Here is a 19,433-nt window from a genome sequence, read left to right as displayed (position 1 = left end):
AGGATATGACGTACCCACAATGATTTACATCAAAATTCTGTTTGGATTGATTATCAACATTATTGTTTTGATCAAAAACTAAAACAACCTTCTACATAAGTTGGTATTTTTACTTTTCTAAAATTAAGCCAAGCATAGCAAAGTCCTCCTAAACCAGCAATTGCCAAACTAGAAACAATTGTTTTATTTACTTTTCCCATCTTCTACTCTTTTTTATGTTCGATATTTAACAAAAATTCAATCAAATCCATATTCAACTGTTCTTTATGAGTTATATTCAATCCATGCGGCGCATCGTCATACACAATGTAAGTCGATTTCGCGATCAATTTTGCAGCTTGATCTCCAGCTGTTTTAATTGGTACAGTTTGATCCTCTTTTCCATGAATAATTAATGTTGGAACATCTATCATTTTACATTCAGCTCTAAAATCTGTGTCCATCCAAGAGCGTGCAGCTCTCAAAGTTGCAATAGGTGAAGCATGCGAAGCAACCGAAAAATCAAAATCTAATTGTTCTTTGCTTACAGATTTTTTTAACAAGCCATGATTATAAAAACCTTTATGAAAACCTTCTAAAAATTCTAAACGATTTGTTTCAAGTTGATGAACAATCTGATCTAAGTCTTTTTGTGGAACGCCGTGTTCGTTATCATCAGTTTGTTTTACGAGTGGAATAATTGAACTGATCAATGCTATTTTCGAAATATTACTGTTTCCATAATTGGTAATATAACGCACAACTTCTCCTCCACCCATCGAAAAACCTACTAACACAACATTTTCCAATTGTAAATCATCAATCAAGGCATGTAAATCTTCAGCCAATGCATCATAATCGTAACGATCCCATGTCGCACAAGATTTTCCAAAACCTTTTCGATCATAGGCAATACAACGAAAACCAGCTTCTACAATTTTAGGAATTTGATATTCCCAAGATTGTAAACTAAGCGGCCAACCATGAATCAAAATAACGGGTTGAGCAAGTTTATTACCGTAATCGATATAATTTAGTTTATAATCTTTTCGTTTTAATTTAGCCATAATATTTTTAAGTGGTTTATAAATAATAATCTAACTGATAGATTATGATCATATTCATCACAATCATTAAGCCAATTATGAAATATTAGCGATTTCTGTAATAAAAAAGTCAACAATCAAAATTTGGCTTGATTTTTTAGGTAACTAAATTTCAACTTAAACAAGTTCGCAACTATGGATTTACATTCTGGATTACCTTATTGGATTGTGAAAAACGAATTTTTCGATTTATATCATCCTCTTCGAAATGATTTTAAAATAGATGTTGCTATAATTGGCTCCGGCATTACAGGAGCTTTAGTTGCGCACGAATTATGTGAAGCAGGTGTAGAATGTGCTCTTATCGATAAACGAACAATTTCTACAGGAAGTTCTGCAGCAAGTACTGCTCAATTACAATATGAAATTGATACCCCGTTAAGTAAATTAATAAATATTGTTCCTGAAAAAATGGCTATTGATGCCTATTTTAATTGTTTACAATCAATTTCAGATATTGAAACTATTTTTAAGAAAACTAAAATTAATGCTGATTTCACAAGAGCTCCAACCGTTTTATTGGCAAGTAATAAAGCTGGTGTAGCACTATTAGATCAAGAATTTGCTATTAGAAAAGAGGTTGGTTTACCTGTAAATTATTTGGATGCTAAACAATTAAAAACTTATCAAAATATTGATGGAATTGCTGCTTTACAAAATGATACTTCTGCACAAATGGATGCTTATAAAGGCGCTATCAATTTATTAAAGTATCATCAAGAAAAACATCAATTACAGATTTTTACCCATACAAAAGTGGAAAAAATAAACGAAAATAAGAACAATTGCGAACTATGGACGGAGCATGGACATACTATTTCGTGCAAGTATGTAATTGTTGCAACTGGTTTTGAAGCAGGTCAATTTCTACCTAAAAAAGTAATGAATTTATTATCTACTTACGCCATTTGTTCGGCTCCCATTGATGAAAAAATGGTTTGGCCAAATCGTAGCTTAATATGGGAAACAGCAGAACCATATCTTTATATGCGAACAACAAAAGATAATCGATTAATAGTTGGTGGTGAAGATGAAGATTTTCAAAATCCTGATAAAAGAGATGATTTACTTCGAGCAAAAATCAGAACTCTTGAACGTAAATTTAGCAGATTATATCCAGAAATTGAATTCAATACCGAAATGGCTTGGTGCGGAACTTTTAGCTCCACAAATGATGGTTTACCTTATATGGGTCCTTGGAAAAAAGGTGATCGAACGTTATTTGCATTAGGTTATGGAGGAAATGGGATTACTTTTTCGATGGTTGCAGCTCAAGTTTTAAAAAATATTATTCTTAACCAAAAAGATAGTCGCTTAGAAACCTTTGGTTTTGATCGACCAACTAAATAATTAAAAGTAAATTTCTATTCATATTTTATAACTACAATAATAAAATCAGAAAGATTATTTGATCTAATTGGACGGCAAATACTAAATAAAATATAATTATGAAAAAGAATACGAAACAAAATATAGCTCGTTATAGCCTAGGTGCTTTTTTAGTGGTAGCTGGTATTACACATTTAACAATTGCGAGAAAAGAGTTCAAAGCTCAAGTTCCTAATTGGGTACCCTTAGAGAAAGATGATACTGTTGTATATTCAGGAGTGGTAGAAATAGCACTTGGTAGTTCAATTATATTAGTATCGGACAAAAAGAAAGAACTTGTAGGTAAAGTTATTGCAGGATTTTTTGCTGCTGTATTCCCTGGAAATTGGGCACAATATAAAAATCATAGAAATGGATTTGGTCTAGATACGGATCAGAAGCGTTTAGCAAGACTATTTTTACAACCATTACTCATGCTTTGGGCAATCAAATCAACTCAAAAATAACCATATTCAATAGAGATCAATATATGAATACATCAATATTTTAGAAAGTATTAACATTTAAATTAATAGTTTGGTCTGAAAATTCCAAATTAAAATATCATAACTAAATAATCACAAAAATGAATACAACTAGAATTTCAAAAAATTTACAAAAAGCTTTAAATGATCAAATCACTTTAGAAGCCTTTTCTGCGCAAATGTATTTGATGCTTGCTTGCTGGGCAGACGAAAATCAATTGGATGGAATCAAAAATTTTATGATGAAACACTCACAGGAAGAGCGTGTACATATGGCTAAAGTTATGGAATACGTTCAAGAAAGAGGAGGAATTGTAAAAATCGAAGCTATACAAAAACCTGGTCCTGAACCAAAAAATGTATTAGAGTGTTTTCAAGCTGTTCTAAAACAAGAAATTGAAAATACAGAATCCATTTATAAAATTGTCAAAATGAGCATGGATGAAGAGGATTGGGCTACATGGAATTTCTTACAATGGTTGGTTGCTGAACAAAGAGAAGAAGAGAAATTAGCTTTAGACTTGCTAGATAAAGCTAAATTAGCTGGTGGTGCTAATATGTCTGATGCTGCAAAATTTGATTTGAATAAGACTATTGGTCAAACAGGACAGGAATTTCCTACTGCAGACCAAATCAACCCATTAGCAGAATAAATTAATTCTTGTAAAATCAAAAATCCCTTAATTTTAATAAAACTTAAGGGATTTTTGATTGCTAGAAAATAAAGAGAAAATATTAGGTATTTTCTTCATCACTGGATTATCAACCAAAGAAGGTAGCAACAAAATTATTTTTCCATCCAAATGCTTTTTGTCATCACGTAAATCTATTGTTTTGTACTCAGGTAATGTAACACCAACACTTTCGTAAGCCTCATTCAATTTTGCAATGGAATAATGGACATTTAACTCTCCAATACCCTCCAATGCTTTCATAATACGCTGCGATTTCCCTAAAGAATCCCCTATAAAGACCGAAGTTTTTCCTTTCGCTCTATTATGATCTACCCAATCACGTATGTTTTTTTCTTGTTCTGCCACAGAAAGCCAATTGTAAACAGGAAGACCGAAGGTACTTTCGGTAATGAATTCGTGGCATTTTACAGCTTCAAAAGCCGTAGAAAGCCCATCATCTTGCAATTTATAATCTCCAGAAATTACGCTTACATAACCTTTATACTCTATCCTAATTTGTGCTGAGCCGATTATGTGACCTGCAGAATGTAATGAAACTTTAACCCCATTTATAGTTAGTTGTTCGCCATAACCAATACTTTCGCATTCGATATTTCTACCAATTCTTGAAAATAAAATAGGTTTAGTGAAATGATGACACAAATATTTTTTCATTCCACTTCGAGCGTGATCGGCATGTCCATGCGTGATAACTGCTAAATCTACAGGTCGCCAAGGATCAATATAAAACTTCCCTGGAATGCAATAAATACCTTTGGATGTGAATTTTAGCAGTTTCAAATTAATTTGTTTTTTTTGATTTATTTTTTAAATGTTTCGCTACAAAAAATCCTGCAGCGAATACTAGCGATGTTCCGATGATTTTTTGATTTGTTTTTGTTGGTACTGGAATAGCCATCTTTCCATAAACAGCATGTGGATCCGTAGAAGGTTGTAAAACATTACCTTCATCAGCCTTTCCTTTTTTCACCTTCATCATCAGCCTTAAAACACCTGTTGCTAAATTGGTAAAGGTTTCTGGAAAAGCTCCATGTGCAAGCTTTAACATAAATGATGTGGCGTCTGGAAAGGTATCATTTTTAGGTTTATTTATTAAATTATATATCACCTTTGCGGTATCTTTAGGATCGGCTGCAAACGGAGGTATTTTAAAATCTAAACCTGAGAATTTAGCGGAATGCATATTTCCTGTAGATTGTTGAACTTGTGGATAAACGTTGCAAATATGAATTTCGGGATACACACTATACTCACTTTGTAAACCACTCATCAACCCTTTTATTCCTGTTTTAGTTGCCGAATATACCGAACTAAATGGAGCTGGCATATATCCTCCAATGGAAACATTATTAATTAAAATGCCTTGATTTTGTTCTTTAAAAACGGGTAAAACGTAGTACGCTCCGTGCATATACCCCATTAAATTGGTTTTGATTACTTGTTCGTTTATGTCCATAGGAATTTCCTCAAATTTTCCACTTGCCATAACACCTGCATTATTCACCCACACATCTATGCGTCCAAATTCTTTCAGAGCAAATTCAACTAAATCTTTTACTTCATTTGCATTAGAAACGTCAGTTGATTTATAAACCGCTTTTCCACCGAAAGCATTGCATTCTGAAACCGCCTTTTCTAAACCTTCTACACCTCGTGCTGCCAAAACCAATTGATATCCATTTTGAGCAAATAAGTGTGCTGTAGCTAAGCCAACACCACTAGAAGCGCCAGTAATTACCGCTGTTTTAGTAATTAAATCAATGACTGTATTTTTCATAATTATAAATAGTAATATTAAACAAAAAGTCTCAGCGCTCTGAGACTTTACAGTATTTTAATCGTTAATTAGACAGTCTATTTTTTCGAAATCATTCTATACACTGCTAGACATAAAACTGCTCCAGCAATTGCAACTAAAAAACTAGAAATATTAAATCCGCTTACATCGACACCTAAAAGCATCGATCCAAGCCACCCACCGACAACAGCTCCAATAATCCCAATAATTATTGTTACTATCCAACCACCTGGATCGTTACCAGGGTGTATTGCTTTTGCTATTGCTCCGGCTATAAGGCCGAAAATTATCCATGTTAGAATTCCCATAATGTGTGATTTTTAAATATTAATAAATTGCGTTAATAAAAATAATATTTCAAATGCAATGCCATAAATAGTTTGTTTCTGCATTTTTCTTTAATTAATTAACATTGTAGAAGACAATAATTTATTCTTTATAGTTTCAGTTCTCCTTCAATTCCTCCGTCTTCAATTGTACTTCCTGTAACGGCGGCAAAAAGCATTTTCGACATGGCAATAAACTTATTGTCTTTGGTTTCGTAATAATACCCATCGTTTGGCGAAACTTTTATTAGACTGATATTAGGATCGTCTTTTCCATCAAACCAAGCATTTGCAAAATTGGTCCAATATTTATCAATTAAAGTTTTATCTTTTGAAACACTGGCTTTTCCTTTAATAAAGATGTATTCGTATTTAGAATTATTCATAAAATACAGTTCTACATTAGGATTGGCTTCAATTTCATCATTTTTCAGTGAACGAACATCACTCAAAAACCAGAGGTTACCAACCTCATCTACTTCTTGAAGAGCCATTGGTCTACTTGTAGTATTACCGCCAATATTGGTGGTAAAAAAGCAAGTTCGGGCAGTTTCAGCAATAGTTTTTATCTTTTCAATGGCTTTATTTCCGCTCAAATTTTCTGTCGGTGACTGTGCATTTCCCATAATTTTATTTTTTTATATCTGAATTGTGATTAAAACAATTTTTCTCCTCATTGATATGAAAAGTAAAATTTGTACAAACTATAATGTCATTGCTATCAAAATGTTTTACAATGCCATTTTTTTCCATCGTTACAACCCAACACGAATTTTGATGCATACCATAATCAATTTATAAAAATAGTACGACCTCTACCAATAGGGGTATCAACAAGTATTGTAGGACTAAGTTGTAATATCATTCGTCTAAATTTTATATTTATATCACGTTAAACATTTTATTATGAAGGAACCTTCCTTTCTTCTTCACGGTCCCAAATACGATGTAATTTCATTACTTGAATAAAATCCGCAATCCAATTCTCATTTTCATCTTCTAAAATCACTCCTCTATCAAGTTTAACAAATGAATTATCCATTAACGAACCTGCTCCTTTTGCAAATGCTAATATTTTACAATGTCTGTAAGAATCATTGATAAATTCATAATAATCTGGATTCAATTTTAAAGATTCTATTGATTTGCCTGATGGTGTAAACACTGCATCATAACAAACAGATGGATCTGTAAGATAACTATGGGAAATCTTTTCTTTACTTCCTTCTTCATAAGTTAGCTCTCCAACTTTAGATGAAATTAATACCGCTTGAGCTCCCTCTTTTTCCAATGCTTTTTTTAATTGATCTACACTTTTTTTAGAAACACCATTATCTACTAAAAAGGCTACTTTTCTGGTTTTAATATTCCCTTCACCTTCTTTTACTTTCATACTCAGTGCATCAGATGAATTTATTTCTTGTTTTTTAGGCTTCAGAGGATAATTGGGATGATTTTGCCTTGCAAAACTTAATGTCAGCTCATCCAACTTTTTTGGAGGGATAATACCAAGACTATCTCCTACTTTTTGCGCTAAAGTTTTATCAATTTGATAAAGTATAGCAACTTGCCTCTCTCTAATTTTTGGATCAGAAACCTTACTCAATTCAAAACTAAAAGCATCTATAATATGTTGTTTCTCTGGTTTGGATTGAGAATTAAAAAACAAAGTTGCTTGCGAGAAATGATCAGCAAAAGAATCAGATCTAGCCCTTACTTTCTTCCCTTCTACCTTTTGTTCATGAGATTGAAAACCTTCCTCTCCCTTTAACATTGCATGATATGGGCAACCAGAAGCTTTGCTGTTAGGAAAATAACTTACACCTCCTTTCAGTATATCAATTCTCCCTGTTCCATCTTTTTGATTATTATGCTTTTGGTTTAATGATCTATTAATAGGTATTTCATGGAAATTTGCTCCACCTAATCTATAATTCTGTGTATCCATATACGAAAAAATACGACCTTGCAATAAAGGATCATCAGATAAATCAATACCTGGGATAATTCTTCCAGGGTCAAAAGCCACTTGTTCAGTTTCAGCAAAAAAATTGTCGGGATTGCGGTTAAGGGTCATCGTTCCAATGATTTTTACAGGAACTAATTCTTCTGGAACCAATTTCGTAGCATCCAAGATATCAAAAGAATATTTTAATTCATCTTCTTCAGGAATTAGCTGAACACCTAAATCCCACTGCGGAAAATTTCCTTCATCAATAGCTTCCCATAGATCTAGACGGTGAAAGTCAGAATTAAATCCTGATATTTTTTGAGCTTCATTCCACGCAACAGAATGCACTCCTAATTTAGGTTTCCAATGGAATTTAACAAAAGTTGCTTTACCTTTCTCATTAATCAATTTAAATGTATGTACACCAAACCCCTCCATCATTCTAAGGCTTCGAGGAATTGCTCGGTCAGACATCGCCCACATTATCATATGTGCAGATTCAGGCATTAATGAAATAAAATCCCAAAAAGTATCGTGCGCTGAAGCAGCTTGGGGAATTTCTTTATCTGGCTCTGGCTTAACAGCATGTATTAAATCAGGGAAATTCATAGCATCTTGAATAAAAAATACAGGAATGTTATTTCCAACTAAATCATAATTACCATCTTCTGTATAAAATTTTACTGAAAATCCTCTAACATCCCTAGCTAAATCTGTTGATCCTTTAAATCCTGCAACAGTTGAAAAACGAATAAATAGTGGTGTTGTTTTACCTTTTTGAAGAAAATTTGCATATGTATATTCACTTATATCCTCATGTATTTCTAATATTCCGTGAGCTCCACTACCTCGAGCATGTACAACTCGTTCAGGTATTCTTTCTCGATCGAAATGACCCAACTTATCAAAGTATATATGGTCTTGTTGTAAGGAAGGTCCTCTATCTCCAACTTTTAAGGTGTTATTATTATCATAGATAGACACACCATCATTAGTCGTCAATTTTTGATTCGAATTATCAATTGTAAATTGACTAATTTGTTCTGATTTAAGGTCTGATTTTTTTGATTTTTTCATATTTGATTTTTTCATATGCTAATATTAATTAATGAATTAGAAATGACGAATAGAACGTAATAAGAAAAAATAAAATCAACACAAAACTTATAGCTTTATTGTTATTTATTTATATTATACATAAATTTATTATGACATAAATCAATTAAAGTGCCATTTTTTCTTAAAATGATAAAAAAGCACCTTTATAAAAACAATAAACTATTTAAAAAACCCCTTGTGAATTTTAAATAATTTGAGTTTTTAGATTTTTAATATTTCAATTAAAGTAATTTTATTAATGTACTGAATCACTATTAGTGCAGTAATTTTAGCTGGAATTCTGGTTTTAAACCTTTCAAAAGTCGTTGCATAATTGCGTCTAATCATAAACTGATCGCATAGTTGAGATTTATATCATTCAAAAAATGAATATCATAAACAGATGCGTGATTGATATCAATCCCCTGGAAAACACCAGCTAAATTTCAATAGATCACATGGATCATTTAAAGGAAAAACTCCATATGAAATACTGAAATCAATACTAAAATAATTATATTTATTGTCTACGAAGTGATGAAATACAACAATAATAACCCTGCATTAAAGTTTCTCCCATTCCATTTTGCCAGAAGTAAATAACAAACTATAAGAACAACAATAATAAACATTGTTCTTGAAACTATATACCAATTTGATATATAAATTTCTTTCGCTTTGCGCTTAGCAATTGTTTTGTAAAAAATGAAAATGGTTCTATTATAAATCCTTTATAACAGAACCATTCTTATATTAATATTTTTGATTTATATACACTTCTCTGTAAATAGCTAATCTTTTAAAAACATTTTAAGAATCTTATATGCAAAATTTAGATCTATTAGCTTAATAGCATACTAATAACTGATAGAATCACTTTTAACAATTAAAAGTCTATGTAGAATATTTGAATTTAATCTATAATTGTTAAATGTTTAAGATTATAATAAATAAAAATCATCTATTTTTTCTTCACATAAAGTTTTGATTACATGTATCCATGAATCATTATCATTTAGACATGAAATATACTCATAAGCTTCTCCCCCATTATCAATAAATATTTCTTTTCCTTCCATTGCTATTTCCTCTAGAGTTTCCAAACAATCAGATACAAATGCAGGGCAAACAACTGCCAATTTTTTTATTCCTTTTGATGGTAAAACTTTTAAAGTAGAATCTGTATATGGCTCAATCCATTTATCTTTTCCTAGTCTAGATTGAAATGAAACAATTGTTTTTTCGCGAGATAAATTTAATTTTTCTATCACTTTTTTTGTTGTCTCAAAACATTGATGACGATAACAGAATTGATGACTTGGATTAAATTCTCTATCACAACAGTCACTTAAATTACAAGTCCTTGTAGGATCTGTTTTATAAATATGTCTTTCTGGGATACCGTGGTAAGAAAATAACAGCCCATCATAATCATTCGAAAACTTGTCTTTTATACTTTCAACAAGACAATCTATATATATATCTTTATTATAAAATGGTTCCACATAATTTATTTTAACAAATGGAAATTTTTCTTTTCTTACTTTTTCTGATTTCTCTACTACAGATTCTGTTGTACTCATAGCATATTGAGGATACAATGGAAATAGTACAATCTTATTGACTCCTTTCTCAACTAGTTTAGAAATTCCATTTTCTATACTAGGTTCAGCATATCTCATTCCTATTTCAACAGGAATATCAACAATATTTTGTAATTTATTTTTTATTTTTTCAGTAATGACTATTAAAGGAGATCCCGCATCTGTCCAAATTTTCTCATAAGCTTCTGCGGATTTTGATGGTCTTGTATTTAGAATTATTCCTTTTACTAAAAGTGTTCTTAAAATCCAATTATAGTCAATAACTCTTTCATCCATTAAAAACTCTCCAAGATATTCTTTTACGTCATTTACGGATGTAGATTTAGGTGATCCTAAATTAACTAATAATATTCCTTTTTTACTCAATTTATTTACTTTTATGGTTACTAATTTTTTTTAATAAATATTTTAAAAAAAATGTATAAATATGCACTCTATTTACAATTTAAATGAAATTTGTATATTAATGCATTACAACATTTACAAATCGGAAATATTTATAATTGTTTTATAACAATCAAAATACTCTTGTCCTTAAGTGTTTTTATTATTCATTATTTTTAATCTAAATCTTTGATAGAAAGTTTTTACAAACCTCACTTTTACTAAAGACAATAAGGTGCTTAATTGAATCCAGCTTGAAATTTCAGTATGGATGTAGATACCTTGTAGTGAAGTTTTGATATTAATTCTTCAAAAGCAGAAAATGTGGAAAAATATATTATAATCGTTTAATATTTTAAATCATTATTATTCTTTCATTTTACTTCTTGAATGCTTCGTTAAAAATGCTTAAAACTCTGTTTCGAGCAAAATTATGAGCAACTATAGGAGAAGGATAATCATCAGTTTCAAATTCTGATACCCACTTTTTAATGTAAAGAGATTCTTTATCAAATTTCTCTGTCTGAAGAGTTGGATTAAAGACTCTGAAATAAGGTGCCGCATCGCATCCTGATCCAGCAACCCATTGCCAATTACCATTATTTGCAGACAAATCATAATCGTTTAGTTTTGATGCAAAATAAGCCTCTCCCCAACGCCAATCTATGAGTAAATGTTTGCATAAAAAACTTGCTGTTATCATTCTTACTCTATTATGCATAAAACCAGTTTGATTAAGCTCTCTCATTCCTGCATCTACAATAGGATAACCTGTTTTCCCATCGCACCATAGCTTAAATTCCTGCTCATTATTCCTCCACTTAATAGAATTATACTTAGCCTTAAAAGGTTGGTGAACAACATATGGAAAATGATAGAGTATTTGCATAAAAAATTCTCTCCAAATTAATTCATTTAGCCATGTTTCATTTAGCTCTATCGCTAACGCAACACATTTTCGTACACTAATCGTTCCAAATCTTAGAGCTATACCTAATTGGGTCGTACATTGTAAAGCAGGATGATCCCTATATTTATGGTAATTTTGAATAATTTCCTTATCTAGCTTTGGCTGTTTGAATAAAATTGATGTTTTTAAAAAACCAATTTCTTTCAGTGAAAGAATCGTTTTGAATTCTGTTTTCAAAAATTTACTGTAATCAGGCTTATAACATTTATAATCTTCTGTTTTCAAAATTTGTTTCCATTTTTTTGCATACGGCGTATATACTGTATAAGGAGAACTATCTTTCTTTAAAATATCTTTCTTGTCAAAAATTACCTGATCTTTAAATGCTTTAAACGAAATGTTATATAACTTAAAATAATTGTAAATCGAAGTATCTCTTTTAATTGTCAAAGGTTCATAATCACGATTACAAAATATAGAATGAATAGCAAACTCTGTAGAAAGTTGCTGAAAAATTTTGAAAGGATCACCATAATATACATGGAGACTTGTCCCAAAGGATTTTAATTGATCATTAATATTTTGAAGCGCTTGATGAATATAATCCACCCTCCTATCTTTCTTATCATCCAGTTGTCGTAGAATACCTTCATCAAAAATAAAAATAGGTAACACTGGAATTCCAGATGAAAGAGCGTGGTACAGCCCAACATTATCTTCTAAACGAAGATCTCTTCGAAACCAAAAAATGGAAATTTTATTTTTCATTTAAAAATGGATTATCATTTCGATTATGTTCTACCCAAACCAAATTGGATATATCATAACCAATTTCTGAAGCTAATGCAAGAAAGTTTGTTTTAATATTATCTGGAATATCTTTCGTCCTAGATAAAATCCATAAGTAATTTAGATTTTTACCGATAACCAAAGCATATTGATAGTTTTCATCCAACGCAATTACGTTATAACCAGCATAAAAAGGACCAAAAAAACTTACTTTTAGCTTTCCTATTTGCTCATTCTCTCTAAATTTTGCTTTTCCTATTACTTGCTTCCATGCTTGCTTTTCCTTATTAAATCCGCTATTGAAAACCTTGAGATTCCCTTTTTTATCAAGACTATAATAAGCAGAAACATTGTCCAAGTTTTTCTCGAAGCGAAAATCTAAACGAGCGATTTCATACCAAGTACCTAAATATCGATCAACTTCAAAATTTCGAACAGCTTCTGCCTTTTTAGGAATAGAGGAACATGAATTGGAAAATATTAACAATCCTATACATGCTATTTTCAATAGTATTTTATTTTTTACTTTCATGAGATTTTGATTTAAATTGTTTAAAAAAATAAAGTACTAAAAGAAATTGCGTATATCCATACACAGCATCTTCTATTGGAATAGTTCCCATTCTGATTCCCAAAAAATCATCAGGATTGTAATTTACAATTGGCGACTCTAATCCTGTACCTGTTAGAATACCATTTACAGGAAAAAAACCAAGCATAAGAATAGTGAAAACAAACGAAGCTTTTCCTATCCAATCTACATGACGAACAAAATGTAAGTAGAATAAAACAACAAATGTTATAACAGCTGTTAATAGGGTATAAATTCTATCATAATATAGTAAAGCGACGATTGAACAAACAATCACACTAAAAAAAACAATCAGGTTATTAAAACAGGAAAGCCAATCTAATTTAAAAAATTTATCAAAGCAGAAATAGGTAAATATGCAGGAAAATGGTATACAAATAAAAAACAACCATTCTTCTAAAGGTAGACCTCCTATAAAAAAACCAAGTGTATAATCTGTATTAAACCACCACACTCCTTTAGCTGTAAACCAAATATCCCATGCAATAAATGGAACAGCTACAACAAGTGCTGCCTTAAAAAAGGCTCCAAAATGACGGTGAAAAAGAATACGAGAATCAAAGGATGATAAGAAACAAATAATTATTGTAAAAAATAAAATCAAAATATAAGTATAAGACATCATTTTTGCGCAGAATTAAAGTACATTTTAAAATACTTGAAAGGAACATATAGAAACCCAAAACATTCTCCATCATCTTTATTTAGATGCTTATGATGTTGTTTATGAGCCCTACGAAGAGCAAGAAAATACGGATTCTTTATTCGCTTAAAATAATTCAGTCGTTGATGAATAAAAACATCATGCACAAAAAAATACGCCATACCATAAAGCATAATTCCTACCCCAACAAAAAATAAGTAATTATAACTATTGAGCGTACCAAAATACATCAAAGCAATAGTCGGAATCGCAAATATCACAAAAAAATAATCGTTTTTTTCAACTGATCCTTTATGGCTATGATCATGATGATCTTTGTGGAGAAACCATAAAAATCCATGCATCACATATTTATGAATAAACCATGTAACAGGCTCCATAAGTACAAATACTAGCAATACTAAAAATAAATTCATGCACCTAAGTATTAAATAATTGCTTTAATACTTGATGACGATAATCAAATATTCTATTCAACTTTTTTTTCACCAAAAGAGAGTGAACAACATTTCCCAAAACTCCAAAAGGAAGCTCATATTCTACTGTATCTTTCATTAAAATCCCCTTTTCATTGGGAATAAATTCATGAAAATGTTTCCAATATTTATATGGACCTTTTTGTTGAAAATCTGTAAAACTTTGCTGCGGCTCTACTTGAATAATCTTTGTCTGCCATTTCAAAGGAATACCCAATAGCGGTGACACACTATAATCGATGAGCATACCTTCAAAAATTGGCTGATCCTGATCTTCTGACAAAACTGTAAAAGCCATATCTTTAGGTGTAATTTCCGAAAGATTCATTGGAGAAGAAAAAAATCGCCAAGCTGTATCAATATCACAATACAGCTGTTGTTCTCTATACAAACGGTAATTCATCACTTATTCGTTTAAAATTTTTTCAATATTTCTACGCAAATTTATAGACGTTATTTTACGCCTGTTTTCTGATAAAATTTGCGTATCTTCTTCAACCTTTGAATAGTAGTTCAAAAATGAGGGTGCGTTTTTTTGTACTGATAATCTAATAAACCTCAATTCTAAATTTTCAGGTTCTATACGTATAGCCTCCTCTATATTCTTTTTACCTTTATTAAAAGTTTTAAGCTTATTTAATGGATTAGACACATGCTTGGAATTAATTGTTTGAGCACCACCTAAATAACCCAAATAAATAGCAGATTTATTTTTTATATCGTCCAATTCAACTATTACATTTGCACATAATTCTTTGTCATTAGATAACTTAGCATAATTAGCCCTTAGCTCTTCTAGAACTACCTCAGTGTGATTTATAAAACCTAAAAATCCCACCATGAGAAACCCTAACATTTTAATCATAACCAAGCAGCTTTATATCTTATGTAACTTTTAAACGCAACAAAAACTTTTTCAGAATTAGCTATTCTAATTCTTCCATTTAAAATTTCTTTGGATGATTTTTTTTTGATCTTCTTAAACAAAGAAAGATAATATTTGTAAGCAAGATAAACACCAAAAATTGAAGAAGCTGGAAGTTTTTTAATCCCAATCAACGCTTCATCAAATTCTTCTTCTATTTCTTTTTCTATTGCGTATTTTATCTTATTATCAAAACCACTTATATCCACATTCGGAAAATAAGTTCTTCCCAAAATATGATAATCCTCTTTCAAATCTCGAAGAAAATTAATTTTCTGAAAAGCAGAGCCCAATTTCATCGCATAAGGTTTTAATTCTGCATACTTATCTTTATTACCATCTGTAAAAACCTGTAAACACATGAGTCCTACTACCTCAGCAGAACCTAAAATATAGGTTTTGTATAAGTCCGAGTCATATTCTATTTGTTGCAAGTCCATTTCCATACTACTCAAAAATTGATCGATAAGTTCTTTATCAATCTTATAATAATTTACAGTTTCTTGAAATGATTGTAAGATGGGGTTAAGCGATATCCTCTCATTTAATGCATATAAAGTTTCTTTTCTCAATCTTTTTAAAAGCTTCTCTTTGTTATATCCATGAAAACTATCTACGATTTCATCTGCCAACCTTACATAACCATAAATCGCATAAATAGCTGATCGAATAGAAGGTTTTAAAGCGAGAATACCCAAAGAAAAACTTGTGCTATATTTTTGAGTTGTCATCTTACTCACCGAATAAGAAAGCTCATCAAATAATTGTTTCATATAGAATTACTTTTTTATTTTGTTGATCTCATTGGCCACTATTTTACCGGATATAATAGAGGGAGGAACTCCTGGTCCAGGAACAGTTAACTGACCGGTATAAAATAAATTTTTTAGCTTTTTATTTCTTATTTTAGGTTTTAATACTGCTGTTTGATTAAGTGTATTAGCCAATCCATAAGCATTACCACCATAAGCATTATAATCTGACACAAAATCTTTGACACAATAACTTCTTTTAAAGTCAATTTTAGATTGCAAATCTACAACACCTGTATGCTTTTCTAATCGTGAAAGCATTTCCATTAAATACTTCTGACGCACAAATTCATTGTCATCTATTCCTGTTGCAATCGGCATTAGCAAAAACAAATTTTCTTTCCCTTCTGGTGCAACAGAATGATCAGTTTTTGATGGACAACAAGCATAAAACAAAGGTTTTTCAGGCCATCTTTTCTTTTCGTATATGCTATCTATATGTAGATCTAATTCATGCTCAAAGAATAGTGTATGATGTTTTAAATGCGGAATAGTTTCATTAAAACCAAGATAAAAAATCAGACAAGATGGAGCAAATGTTCTTTCTTCCCAATAGTCAGCCGTATAATTTCTATATTCTGCGTTCAAAAGTGTTTCTGTATGATGATAATCAGAAGAAGCAATCACTTCATCAAATTCATAGATTTCACCATTTATTACAAGTGAACTTACACTTTTATCTTTTACATTTATTTTATCAACATTACAATTAAAATGAAAGTGCGCCCCTTGTTCTTCTGCTACTTTTTTCATTGCTAATACCAGCTGATAAAAACCTCCTTTAGGATAATAAGTACCTAATACATAACCGCCATAATTCATCAAACTATACAATGCAGGAATCTTTTCAGGAGATGCGCCCAAAAATATAACTGGGAACTCCATCAAAGCTCTCAATTTCTTATCTTTAAAATATCGTGCAACATATGCTCTGAAATTAGAAAGTAAATCCAATTTCAAAGCATTTTTAGCAATTTTAATAGATACAAATTCAGTCCAATTAGTACAAGGTTTATGTACAAAATCCTTCATTCCTACTTCATATTTAAATTTGGCAGATTTCATAAAGTTTTCTAATTGAAAACTAGCTCCTTTCTCTATTTTTTCGAAGGTTTCTTTTAGTGCTTCAAAATTTTCAGGTACATCTAATTTTTCGTTAGAAAAAATCATCTCAAATTGAGGATTTAACGATATCAATTCAAAAAAAGAAGAAGTGGCATAACCAAAATCCTCAAAGAAATCTTGTATAACATCTGGCATCCAATACCAACTAGGTCCCATATCAAATACATAACCTTCTTCTGTTTTTAATTGTCTTGCTCTTCCGCCTGGCTGATTATGTTTCTCAAATACATGTACTTCATGTCCTTCTTTTGCTGTATAAGCAGCAGCTGATAAACCAGAAAATCCAGATCCAATAATGGCTATTCTTTTTTTCATATCTCGTTTTTAACTTCCTTTATATGTAGAATAACCATAAGGAGATACAGTCAATGGTACATGAAAATGCTTATTCCCTTTAATACGAAAAACAATCTCGATAAAAGGATAAAATGTTTGCAATTTTTTACTATCAAAATAAGATTGAATATGAAATACGAGTTTATAAACACCGTCATTATTCTGACCATAAGGTAAAAAATTCCCTATTCTACCATCTTTATCTGTTATTTGTGTACTTACCTTAGTCCACGAATTGTCCACATTCATTTTCTCTAATGTAACTGAAACAGATGGTGCAGGTTCTCCTGTAGAGTTATCTAAAATATGGCTGGACAATTGATACGTTTTCGTTTGCGAAAAACAAAACAACGAACAACAGATAAGTAGAAAGAAAAATATACTCTTTTTCATACTAGTTGTATTTAATTAATATGTTTGTAAGCCTCTTTTAATAGAGATTCTGTTTCAAAATTCTTTTCATAGATTGCTTGATGAAATTCTTCGAGTTTATGAAGTAGATTTATTAATTCCATTTTTTCAACATAAGTTAAATTACCTGCTACAATTTGTGTCGCAAGCCTAATTTTATCCATTTGTTCTTCAAGAACTTCTAAACCTACTGAACTAACTTGAATAACTTTACTTCTTTTATCCAGCTCAGATGAAGCTTGATCTACCCAACCTTTAGCAATTAATCGATTTATAATTTGCATCCCTACTGGTTTTTCATGCACATTTTTCTTTATCAAATCCATTTTTGTCATCTCCCCAAATGCCTTTAAATTGATTAAGTAAATAAAATCTTCTTGAGATGAAAAATCCGATCCTATAATAGCAGATTTTGAATAACTTTTCGCATACCTATTCATATGAACAAGTAATGTACTTATAACACTTTCAGGCGATCTCATTTTCTCTTTTCCGATCCAATGAGGAACATCACAAGAACTTTCTAGATGATTATTTAAAATAATCCACTTTTTAAAATCATCAATAGAAGCATTAGCATTACACGTATTTTCTTTTTCAAACTCTTCTATTAAATCAACTACATCTTTGATTAATTGGAAATTCATATACAATATTTAGTTTACAAATATACTATTTTAAAACAAATAAAGAATATTATTATACTATATATTAAAAATAATATCCGAGCTTATTAAAAAACAATGTAATTTTATATGTATAATTCTAACTTATCAATACTTCGGCAGACTCGTCACAAGCAAGACTTGGCTGTAAACCTCTCTACTAAAAATATTCTCATTTCACTAAAGATTTTAAAAACCCTACGGGCTAAAACCTTTTTAACGTTATTCAAACATTTTCTTAACGTGAGAGTATTAATGCCGGTTTCTTCATCCTCTTTTCTAATTCAAATTCGTTGTCATTTCGATTCTAAATCGTTGGGTTTTTATAATTCGTTATTTATCGTCTAAGTCTTCGATACAACGTTTTGCAAACGCCACTCTGACTGAAGATAATAAGAAGCTGAACTGAATTCAGCTTGACAATTTGGTTTTTTATTTAAAAACAATTTGATTGATGTCATTCTAAGCCTGCCAAAGAATCTCTTCTTTTCATTTTTATTCATGAGTTACTAATTGTTTTTAAATGAATTCATATACCCTTCGGGGAAGTCTTGACACAAAAACGAAACAAAAAAGATGCCGACAGTAGTCTCTCAATGATTCAACTAAATAAATTATTTCCATAAAGTTGATAACTCACTTCGTTCAGACACCTCAACTTTTTTTATTCCAATAATTTAGAATTGAATTGCATTTCGATCCTAAATCGTCGGATTTTTATCATTCTTTTTTAATATTCAAATTCACTTTTAACAACGGGTTTTGTCATTCGTTATTTATCGTCTAAGTCTTCGATACAACGTTTTGCAAACGCCACTCTGACTGACGATAATAAGAAGCTGAAATCAAATCAGCTTGACGATTTGGTTTTTTATTTAAAAACAATTTGATTGATGTCATTCTAAGCCTGCCAATGTCGTACTTCATGACTTCG

At 30.7% G+C, this 19,433-nt stretch carries 21 protein-coding genes and 1 pseudogene; 3 read left to right on the top strand and 19 right to left on the bottom strand.

The features are described 5' to 3' along the window. Positions 1-71: 71 nt before the first annotated feature. Together B4E59_RS01345 and B4E59_RS01340 are read right to left on the bottom strand one after the other, a co-directional pair. Positions 72-200: a hypothetical protein gene (locus tag B4E59_RS01345; RefSeq protein WP_260392044.1), complete on the bottom strand. Its 129-nt coding sequence runs from the start codon at positions 198-200 to the stop codon at positions 72-74. A gap of 3 nt (positions 201-203) precedes the next feature. Next, positions 204-1,046 (bottom strand): alpha/beta fold hydrolase, encoded by an 843-nt coding sequence (locus B4E59_RS01340; RefSeq protein ID WP_286496319.1) that lies wholly within the window; start codon positions 1,044-1,046, stop codon positions 204-206. A gap of 174 nt (positions 1,047-1,220) precedes the next feature. Here B4E59_RS01340 and B4E59_RS01335 point away from each other — a divergent pair, with 174 nt between their 5' ends. From B4E59_RS01335 to B4E59_RS01325, 3 genes are all read left to right on the top strand, one after another. Beyond that, positions 1,221-2,435, top strand: a complete 1,215-nt coding sequence (locus B4E59_RS01335) for an NAD(P)/FAD-dependent oxidoreductase (protein ID WP_291050862.1) — start codon at positions 1,221-1,223, stop codon at positions 2,433-2,435. A gap of 98 nt (positions 2,436-2,533) precedes the next feature. Then, positions 2,534-2,920 carry a DoxX family protein gene (locus B4E59_RS01330; protein ID WP_291050859.1) on the top strand — a complete coding sequence of 129 codons (387 nt, stop codon included), beginning with the start codon at positions 2,534-2,536 and terminating at the stop codon, positions 2,918-2,920. A 119-nt stretch (positions 2,921-3,039) separates the two neighbouring features. After that, positions 3,040-3,591, top strand: a complete 552-nt coding sequence (locus tag B4E59_RS01325) for a ferritin (protein ID WP_286496324.1) — start codon at positions 3,040-3,042, stop codon at positions 3,589-3,591. Positions 3,592-3,624: 33 nt separating this feature from the next. Here B4E59_RS01325 and B4E59_RS01320 read toward each other — a convergent pair whose 3' ends face one another. The 17 genes and pseudogenes from B4E59_RS01320 to B4E59_RS01240 form a co-directional block, all read right to left on the bottom strand. After that, the gene (locus tag B4E59_RS01320; RefSeq protein ID WP_260542824.1) at positions 3,625-4,413 is read right to left on the bottom strand and encodes a DNA ligase-associated DEXH box helicase; all 789 of its coding nucleotides are present in this window, start codon (positions 4,411-4,413) and stop codon (positions 3,625-3,627) included. 1 nt (position 4,414) lies between these two features. Beyond that, the gene (locus B4E59_RS01315) at positions 4,415-5,410 is read right to left on the bottom strand and encodes an SDR family NAD(P)-dependent oxidoreductase (protein ID WP_286496329.1); all 996 of its coding nucleotides are present in this window, start codon (positions 5,408-5,410) and stop codon (positions 4,415-4,417) included. A 77-nt stretch (positions 5,411-5,487) separates the two neighbouring features. Then, positions 5,488-5,739, bottom strand: a complete 252-nt coding sequence (locus tag B4E59_RS01310) for a GlsB/YeaQ/YmgE family stress response membrane protein (protein WP_019976198.1) — start codon at positions 5,737-5,739, stop codon at positions 5,488-5,490. Positions 5,740-5,867: 128 nt separating this feature from the next. Continuing rightward, entirely contained in the window at positions 5,868-6,383 is a 516-nt protein-coding gene (locus B4E59_RS01305; RefSeq protein ID WP_260542820.1) for a pyridoxamine 5'-phosphate oxidase family protein, read from the bottom strand. A gap of 278 nt (positions 6,384-6,661) precedes the next feature. Continuing rightward, positions 6,662-8,785 carry a catalase gene (locus tag B4E59_RS01300; RefSeq protein ID WP_291050854.1) on the bottom strand — a complete coding sequence of 708 codons (2,124 nt, stop codon included), beginning with the start codon at positions 8,783-8,785 and terminating at the stop codon, positions 6,662-6,664. Positions 8,786-9,011: 226 nt separating this feature from the next. Beyond that, positions 9,012-9,175 (bottom strand): annotated as a pseudogene (locus B4E59_RS14685) (IS982 family transposase); the annotation flags it as partial. Between the two features lie 572 nt (positions 9,176-9,747). Then, positions 9,748-10,776, bottom strand: coding sequence for a ferrochelatase (gene hemH / locus B4E59_RS01290; RefSeq protein ID WP_291049451.1), 1,029 nt, complete (start codon positions 10,774-10,776; stop codon positions 9,748-9,750). Positions 10,777-11,173: 397 nt separating this feature from the next. Further along, a complete protein-coding gene (locus B4E59_RS01285; protein WP_291049448.1) occupies positions 11,174-12,472 on the bottom strand; it encodes a cryptochrome/photolyase family protein in 1,299 nt (432 codons plus the stop codon). Beyond that, positions 12,462-13,025 (bottom strand): lipocalin family protein, encoded by a 564-nt coding sequence (locus B4E59_RS01280; RefSeq protein ID WP_291050851.1) that lies wholly within the window; start codon positions 13,023-13,025, stop codon positions 12,462-12,464. The genes B4E59_RS01285 and B4E59_RS01280 overlap by 11 nt, the downstream gene beginning before the upstream one ends. Then, a complete protein-coding gene (locus B4E59_RS01275; protein ID WP_291050849.1) occupies positions 13,009-13,710 on the bottom strand; it encodes a lycopene cyclase domain-containing protein in 702 nt (233 codons plus the stop codon). The genes B4E59_RS01280 and B4E59_RS01275 overlap by 17 nt, the downstream gene beginning before the upstream one ends. Beyond that, a complete protein-coding gene (locus tag B4E59_RS01270) occupies positions 13,707-14,165 on the bottom strand; it encodes a sterol desaturase family protein (protein WP_291050846.1) in 459 nt (152 codons plus the stop codon). The genes B4E59_RS01275 and B4E59_RS01270 overlap by 4 nt, the downstream gene beginning before the upstream one ends. Positions 14,166-14,169: 4 nt before the next feature. Then, the gene (locus tag B4E59_RS01265) at positions 14,170-14,628 is read right to left on the bottom strand and encodes an SRPBCC family protein (RefSeq protein ID WP_291050843.1); all 459 of its coding nucleotides are present in this window, start codon (positions 14,626-14,628) and stop codon (positions 14,170-14,172) included. A gap of 3 nt (positions 14,629-14,631) precedes the next feature. Continuing rightward, on the bottom strand, positions 14,632-15,090 hold the full coding sequence (locus tag B4E59_RS01260) for a hypothetical protein (protein ID WP_125350626.1): 459 nt from the start codon (positions 15,088-15,090) through the stop codon (positions 14,632-14,634). Continuing rightward, a complete protein-coding gene (locus tag B4E59_RS01255; RefSeq protein ID WP_291050837.1) occupies positions 15,087-15,923 on the bottom strand; it encodes a phytoene/squalene synthase family protein in 837 nt (278 codons plus the stop codon). The genes B4E59_RS01260 and B4E59_RS01255 overlap by 4 nt, the downstream gene beginning before the upstream one ends. 6 nt (positions 15,924-15,929) lie before the next feature. Next, on the bottom strand, positions 15,930-17,402 hold the full coding sequence (gene crtID, locus B4E59_RS01250; RefSeq protein ID WP_291049429.1) for a bifunctional phytoene desaturase/3,4-desaturase: 1,473 nt from the start codon (positions 17,400-17,402) through the stop codon (positions 15,930-15,932). Between the two features lie 9 nt (positions 17,403-17,411). Then, positions 17,412-17,741 carry a hydroxyisourate hydrolase gene (gene uraH, locus B4E59_RS01245; RefSeq protein ID WP_409450451.1) on the bottom strand — a complete coding sequence of 110 codons (330 nt, stop codon included), beginning with the start codon at positions 17,739-17,741 and terminating at the stop codon, positions 17,412-17,414. 86 nt (positions 17,742-17,827) lie between these two features. Continuing rightward, a complete protein-coding gene (locus B4E59_RS01240) occupies positions 17,828-18,481 on the bottom strand; it encodes a MarR family winged helix-turn-helix transcriptional regulator (RefSeq protein WP_291049423.1) in 654 nt (217 codons plus the stop codon). Positions 18,482-19,433 lie beyond the last annotated feature (952 nt).

Source organism: Empedobacter sp. UBA2044 (assembly GCF_002333005.1).
GTDB classification, from domain to species: Bacteria; Bacteroidota; Bacteroidia; order Flavobacteriales; family Weeksellaceae; genus Empedobacter; species Empedobacter falsenii_B.
The sequence above is the reverse complement of the archived record's forward strand: the minus strand, read 5'-3'. Positions and strand labels throughout refer to the sequence as shown.